Raw genomic sequence first — 7,193 nt, forward strand, 5'->3', positions numbered from 1 at the left:
ATTAATTTGTTAAAAGGCTGAATTATAGATTAGGATAATTATCTACATCATAGAATCCAGTAATGTCTTTTAATTTCTGTCATTTTTTTGTTTTAATTTTTAAAACTCTTGTATAGTAGGACGAATTACTAGTTCGTTAATATCTACATCTGCAGGTTGATCAATAGCGTAGGCCACAGCTTTTGCAATAGAAATTGCAGGAATAGCATCTTTGTAAACTTGCTGTACAAATTGTGAAGTTGCCTCATCTGAGCTTCCTAATTGTAGTTCAGAATCTATTAAACCTGGTGAAAGAATAGTGGTTCTAATATCTTTACCAACCTCTTGCCTTAATCCTTCACTTATGGCACGCACTGCGTATTTAGTTCCGCTATAAACTGCTCCGCCTGGACTTACTTTTAATCCAGCGACAGATGCTAAATTGATAAAGTGACCCGATTTTTGTTTTTCAAATTCTGGTAAGGCTGCAGCAATACCGTATAACACACCTTTTATGTTAACATCAATCATACTGTCCCATTCGTAAATTTTTAAAGCACTTAATGGTGCCAAAGGCATAATACCGGCATTATTAACCATAACATCAATTTTCCCAAAACTGTCAATGGCCTTTTTTACCAAAGCTTTTACATCATCCGCATTGGTAACATCTGTCCTTAAAATTTCAACAGCACCTCCATTTTTTTTAATTTCAGAAGCAACTTTTTCTAATTTGTCTATTCTACGAGCACCTATTACTATTTTTGCTCCTTTTTCTGCCAAATAACGAGCTATAGCTTCTCCTAATCCGCTACTTCCACCTGTAATGACTACTACTTTGCCTGCTATATTATTGTTCATTTTATTTGATTTTTGTTTCTAATAAATACTCTAATTTGTAATTGCTTAAAGATTCATCTTGTATGGACTGCGTTAGTTCATTAACCTTGTCTGCTCCAAATGGTAATCCAACTGTTGTACGTGTTGGTCTTGAGCCTTGTGGCATTTCTGCCAGTTTTAAATAAGCGTCGGCAACTATACTAGGCTGTGGAATATCTTCTGACTGCATTAACTCACCAAATCCTTCAACCATACTGCCAAGAATCTTTTGTAACTCTGGGTTCTCTGCTACAATTTCTGTTCGAGCTTCTGGAACAAATGAATTTCCTAAATTAGTAGCAAATGGTCCTGGTTCTACTAAAATAGATTCTACTCCAGTAGGAGCCAATTCATATTTTAAACTTTGTGTATATGCTTCTACAGCTGCTTTAGATGCGCTATAAGTTGCTGCAAACGGAGCAGGTACTCTACCATAAGCAGATGTTGTGTTGATTATTAACCCTTTTCCTGCTTTTCGCATAGTTGGTAATACAGCCTGAGAGGTTCTAATAATACCATAATAATTTATATTCATTAAGTCATTAGCTTGGGTTATACTAAAAGCCTCTGCAATTCCTAAATGCATTATACCAGCATTGTTAATTAAAACATCTATTGTATCTGCTTCTTTAATTATACTGTCCATTGCTTTTTTAACGGAGTCATCATTAGCAACATCCATATCTACAACCTTAACATTTGAAGAATAACTTTCTAAGTCTTGTTTTTTTTCAGAATTGCTTCCTTCAGGATTTCTCATTGTTGCGTAAACCTTATAACCGTTGTCTGCAAATAGTTTTGCTGAAAGGTATCCAAATCCGTTACTGCTTCCTGTGATAATTACATTTTTCATTTTTACTTATTTTATATATTGTTTATTACTTTTAAATCGCAAGCAAAAATATATAGATTGCTTTTATTATGCAAGTAAAAACTAAATTAATTTCAATTTGCAAGTAAAAAAATAAAAATTGTATCTTTGCAATCAATTGATAAATACATTAGATATAATGGAGCATAAATTCAGATGTAATTGCCCTATAACCGTTGCGCTTGATGTTATTGGCGATAAATGGGCATTAGTTATTGTTAAACAAATGTTGACTGAAGGAAAAAAAACGTTTAAAGATTTTATTGAAAGTGAAGAATCTATTGCTACTAACATATTGTCTTCAAGATTAAAAATGCTTGAAGAATTTAAGATTATCACAAAAGAAAACCTACCAGATAATAAGAAATCAAATATTTATACTTTAACCGAAAAAGGTGTTGACCTAATGCCTATAATAGCAGAATTATCTATTTGGAGCGATAAACACGTTAGAGAGTTTCATCCAGAATTGTATTCGGGTGAAACCCTTGAAATTGTAAAAAAAAATAAAGAAGGTTTTATTAATAAAACAATTGAAAACTATAAGTTAGAAAATTGGAAATAGTGTGAAGTTTGTACTAACAATAAGAATAGTTAATTTAATTCTAGGCGGTTATACGGTGTTGGCGTATCGTTTAAATCATCAAATGTGTTAATAAAATCACTTGAATCCCATTCATCCAATGAACTGTCCAACTTGGTATGATACTATCAAATTTTCTATTCAACCATCCGAAATAAATCGATAACAGTAAAACATATAATCCGAAAATCAATTTATTCATTAATCCATCAACGAATAAAATATGAATTCCTGTGAAAATAATTGCTTGACCTAAATTTATCTGCCAAAATAGTTTTTTGTTGTTTTTGATTTCTGGAATTAATAGTGCACCTCTAAATATAATTTCTTCTCCAAAAGTTCTAATGCTATTTATAAATAGAAAAATTAAAATAGTTTTCAATATTGGCTCTTGATTATCATAATTAGTTGGAACTATATTAAATTTCTTTATATAAAACAGAATCAGATTTGAAACTAAAATTGTTGGAATTAAATATTGATAAAATCTTTTATTTGTCAATATTCTAAAAGATAATCCTAAATCATCAATCAATGTAAATTTTGAAAATGAAGTAATTGTTACCACGATAGCAATTAAAAAGTATAAAATAACTCCTATGTGATTATAATAATCTTTAATCAAGTATGCTAATCCGATAATAACTAAAATCAGAACTGAAATTATTCTTTTTCTTTTCACAATTTTTTCTTTTCAGAATGTACGCCAACGTGTTTGTATATGGTTTGTTCGACTTAAAAATCGGAGATTTTTCTGCCGTAGCAAATCGTTTGTTGAATGTTTGTCGGTTCGTTATTTAGTATAAAAGTAAGCATAATTTATATGAGGTGTTGGTAACCGTTTAGAATTACTAAAGTTGCGTTTTGGTTAGTTCAATTTATTTACTTTTTTATAATTTTAAATGATAATGGGGTTTCTAAATGTATTTTTACAAAATAGATTCCCGCTGGAAGGTTCTCTATGTTTAATTTAACTTTACCATCAACAACTGAATACATTTTAGCTGATATTCTTTGAGAATTTGTTGAAAATAATGTTATTTTAACTTCTTTTAATGATTCTGGTAATGCTATCTCAAAAATACCGTCTGTAGGATTTGGAAACACATTTAAGTCTTCAAATAAAACAATCATTTTAGAGAAAACTCCCTCACAAGATTTTGCCGTTTTTACCTCAATTAAATCTCCGTGTAGTACATCTAAAGAAAATGATGGATTACTCGTTTTAAACAATTCCTTTCCATTTCTAAATATAGTATAAGGGGATGTTCCTTTTTCAATTTCAATTGATGCTTTTTTGGATGTTAAACTTGCTTTTCCTGAAACGATTTTCCCTGCTTCTACAACAATTGAATAACATTGTCTAAAAGTTTCATCTTCTGAAACTGTAATGCACATTTCGTAGGTTCCTGGAGCTAAATTAGAAATGGTTAAACTATTATTAGTAAAATTGTGACTTGTATTATTAATAGTTGCTCTGTAATTATACGTTTCATTAGGAGTTATAAAAATTTCACCGTTTTTTTTATCTGGACAAGTTTCTCCTTTGACTTCAATTGTGAAATTATTTGATGGTAGTGTGAAACATCCATTAGCGTTTACTATTAATCCAGTAGGTGTGTTTGGGCATTGATCAACATCATTCATAATACCATCATTGTCATCATCTAATTGGCTAGAATTAGCTGTAATTTCAAAAGTTTCTTCTAAAGAAAAACTTGATCCAATGAAACTATTGTCTATAGATTGAACCCCCCATTTATAAGTTCCTGCTTTTAAATTTTTAAGTTTATAAAAATTATTATGTTTAGAATTCCCAATTCTTGGAAGAATTCTTTTGCCATTTATTAAAGCTGCAGGATTAATGATGGTATCGTTATCTCGAATTAGATAGATATTGTAGCTAAGTGCTTCTTGACTAGTTTCTTGATCATTTCCTTTATCCCAAGACAAGATAATTTCATCATTATTAATGTCTTGACTTAAATTTAGTGGTGCTTGTGGAGGATAATTATTTATCAATGAAATATTATTATAAAGGGCAATTTGATGATGTGTATAGTCTATTTGGCCTAATACTAAGAAATCTAATTTATTATCATTATTATAGTCTCCTGAAGTTGACATTCCTCTTTGATGAACACCAAGTAAATTTTCAATATTTGAGTTAACAAATTCTAGATTTTCATTATTATATATTCTAGTTCTATCTTTTATACCATTTATTCTGCCTTCACCAGTTTGTAAAATATCCAAGTCTCCATCATTATCATAATCTCCCCATTCAATACTCACTTCATTTGTCATTCCATAAACATTATCTATGTCAATTTTTGTAAATGTTTCATTTCCGTTATTTTTATATAAATAAGTTATGCCACTTCCAGTATAATCTGTGTGCTGACCAGAAATTAAGATGTCTAAATAACCATCACTATTATAATCTCCCCATCTCATATCGCCTGTTTGGTTCAAAATATCATTATTTAAGCCTAAATGATTTGCATATATTATTTTTGTGAATGTTTTATCACCATTATTTTTATAAATAGCTAGGTTTGTTTGAGAATTGTCGATAAGTTCGTTAACCAATAAATCTAAATAGCCATCATTATTAAAATCAGCCCAAGGCATTCTACTTTTTATAATAACATTATCAAAAGTATATGGTATTGCATTTAATTCTTGAGTATCTATATTATTCTCATAAATTTTTATAGCATATTTAGAACTTTCTACTCCGAACATGGTGAGATCTAAATCACCGTCATTATCAAAGTCAACCCAGATAGGACCGCTGCTACCCAATACTAAATCATTAATATTTAATTCTTTTTCAGTAAAGGTTTTATTCTTATTATTAATGTACAGTTTGGTTTCTATTGAGAAGGGTTCCCCAACAACTAAAAACACATCTAAATAACCGTCATTATTAAAATCAACCCAATTTATAGCCCCATTTCTTGAGCTTCCAAAATATTCCACTATTGGAAACCCTGATTCTAATTCATTAAATTCAGAATTGACGTTTTCAAAAATTCTGGTGAATCCCTCACCATATGCATTATTAAATGTATAAAACATTAATATATCTAAATCTCCATCTCGATCGAAATCCCCAAACTCAGCTTCTCTACCATAATAATTATCAAGTAAAATTTGTTTTGAAAAATTTTGAGAATTTAAATTAATTGATATACATAATGATACTAATATGAAAATGTTTTTTTTCATTTTTATTTTTATTTAATGTTTGCCAACGAGTTTCTTTATTTAGCATTTAAAAATAATGCTTATTAACTTTACTAAGAAACAAGAGGAGAACTAAAACGAGTTTTAGATTAGTGCTCTGTTATAAGTATAAGTCCTCTTGTCTCTCTTAGGTTGCTTAGGGCCATTTGGAATACCAGGTTTATTAGAACCCATTAAAGGTAATAGTCATAGCAACAATTATTAGTATTGAGGGTAAATTTCTTTTAAGCATAGTTTTTTATTTTTTGTTCGTTATCACAATATTTGGCAACGGGCTTTTATAAGATTTGTGCGTTTGGAAAATCGGAGATTTTTCTACCGTAGCAAATCGTTAGTTGAATGTTTGTCGTTAATGTTAGTTCAAATTTAAGCATAACTTATATGAGGTATTAGCCCAAGTTTTAATCCCAATAATCTTTAAATAAATTCAAACAATCCCAATATTTTAATCTTTCCTTTTCATCCGGTTTCTTGATGAAATTTGGATGGCTCTCAATGCAATCACTATATATTAATTTGTATTTATCTTTATTAATAATTTCAAAATAATAGAGATTATTATCAAATGGTGCTATCGAAATGGATTTGTCATTATTCTCTACCCAACAATTAATGTTTTCATTTTTTAAATCAAAAAAATTATTCTCAATTAAATTATCAATAAACTTTTGGAAATTATCATTTGATTTTTTTGATACTCTTAACTTTCTAATTGAAATTAAATTTGTTTTTTTATTTTGTTTAATAATAAACTTTTCAATTAAGTTCTCTTTAAATGTTAGCACTTGGAATGTATCATTTTTGTCATTTCTACTCAAATTATGTTTAGAGATTGTTAAATCATATTTATTTTTAAATTGTTGATAAACTATCGATTCTTCATTATCAATTTTAATTTTATCAGGTTCAAAATTTTCATAGTTTTGAGTAAAAGCATAATTCGTAATGATTTGGGCAATAAATAGAAGTAGAATTTTCTTTTTCATAATTTGGGCTAACTTTTAATATACATTATTTTTTCTCTTTTATTCCTAAAGAAATAAAAGTTAAAAGTAATTTTAGATTATTTTATCATTTGTTGAAATTGCAATTTTTTCAATGTACTAATTTAATAAAAAAGTGATTAAAAAATATGGCTGTTGTTAATTTAAAATGAATTTAAATATAGTACGTGATATTTTATTGTTATTACCATTTTAGAATCTAGGATTGAGATCCCCAGTCAAGCTGAGGATGACGTTTCAAAATTTATAATCTTGATTGTTAAATTTTCTTTTCTAGCTACCTTAATCATATGTTTCGTTCCTTTACTTTTTCCATCCCAAAAGGCAATTAAGGCATCGGCATAATTTGCCATTTGTTCGTTGTGTTTTGGATCTACAGCTTTTTAGTATAATTTCTAATCTATTGGGAATTTTTTAATTGATTATTAACCTCCATTTTTTTGTTTCTTGTTTGTTACAGAGGTTGTTTTCAAAAAAATAAAGCCTAGCTATTTTTTAGCTAGGCTTTTTTTTAACTGTTTAGGCTATGAGTAGTTGCGTGTTTAAGCAACTAATTTAGCAAATAAAAACCGAATAGAATATTCCGCAGGAATATTCGTAAGCAGTCTAGAACTAGCAATATAAT

General features: G+C 28.8%; 6 protein-coding genes. 1 reads left to right on the forward strand and 5 read right to left on the reverse strand.

The genetic code is table 11. The annotated features are described in order from the left end of the window. Positions 1–99: 99 nt before the first annotated feature. Together ABY298_RS13690 and ABY298_RS13695 are read right to left on the reverse strand one after the other, a co-directional pair. The gene (locus tag ABY298_RS13690; RefSeq protein WP_372746622.1) at positions 100–840 is read right to left on the reverse strand and encodes an SDR family oxidoreductase; all 741 of its coding nucleotides are present in this window, start codon (positions 838–840) and stop codon (positions 100–102) included. Position 841: 1 nt separating this feature from the next. Continuing rightward, positions 842–1,711, reverse strand: coding sequence for an SDR family oxidoreductase (locus ABY298_RS13695; protein WP_372746623.1), 870 nt, complete (start codon positions 1,709–1,711; stop codon positions 842–844). A 157-nt stretch (positions 1,712–1,868) separates the two neighbouring features. Between ABY298_RS13695 and ABY298_RS13700 the strand changes: the two genes are divergently transcribed. Next, positions 1,869–2,294 (forward strand): winged helix-turn-helix transcriptional regulator, encoded by a 426-nt coding sequence (locus tag ABY298_RS13700; RefSeq protein WP_372746624.1) that lies wholly within the window; start codon positions 1,869–1,871, stop codon positions 2,292–2,294. 70 nt (positions 2,295–2,364) lie between these two features. Here ABY298_RS13700 and ABY298_RS13705 read toward each other — a convergent pair whose 3' ends face one another. From ABY298_RS13705 to ABY298_RS13715, 3 genes are all read right to left on the reverse strand, one after another. Beyond that, entirely contained in the window at positions 2,365–2,994 is a 630-nt protein-coding gene (locus tag ABY298_RS13705) for a type II CAAX prenyl endopeptidase Rce1 family protein (RefSeq protein ID WP_372746625.1), read from the reverse strand. Positions 2,995–3,194: 200 nt separating this feature from the next. Further along, the gene (locus ABY298_RS13710) at positions 3,195–5,546 is read right to left on the reverse strand and encodes an FG-GAP-like repeat-containing protein (RefSeq protein WP_372746626.1); all 2,352 of its coding nucleotides are present in this window, start codon (positions 5,544–5,546) and stop codon (positions 3,195–3,197) included. A gap of 419 nt (positions 5,547–5,965) precedes the next feature. Next, the gene (locus ABY298_RS13715; protein WP_372746627.1) at positions 5,966–6,550 is read right to left on the reverse strand and encodes a hypothetical protein; all 585 of its coding nucleotides are present in this window, start codon (positions 6,548–6,550) and stop codon (positions 5,966–5,968) included. Between the last annotated feature and the right edge of the window lie 643 nt (positions 6,551–7,193).

Source organism: Lutibacter sp. (assembly GCF_041596795.1).
GTDB lineage: Bacteria > Bacteroidota > Bacteroidia > Flavobacteriales > Flavobacteriaceae > Lutibacter.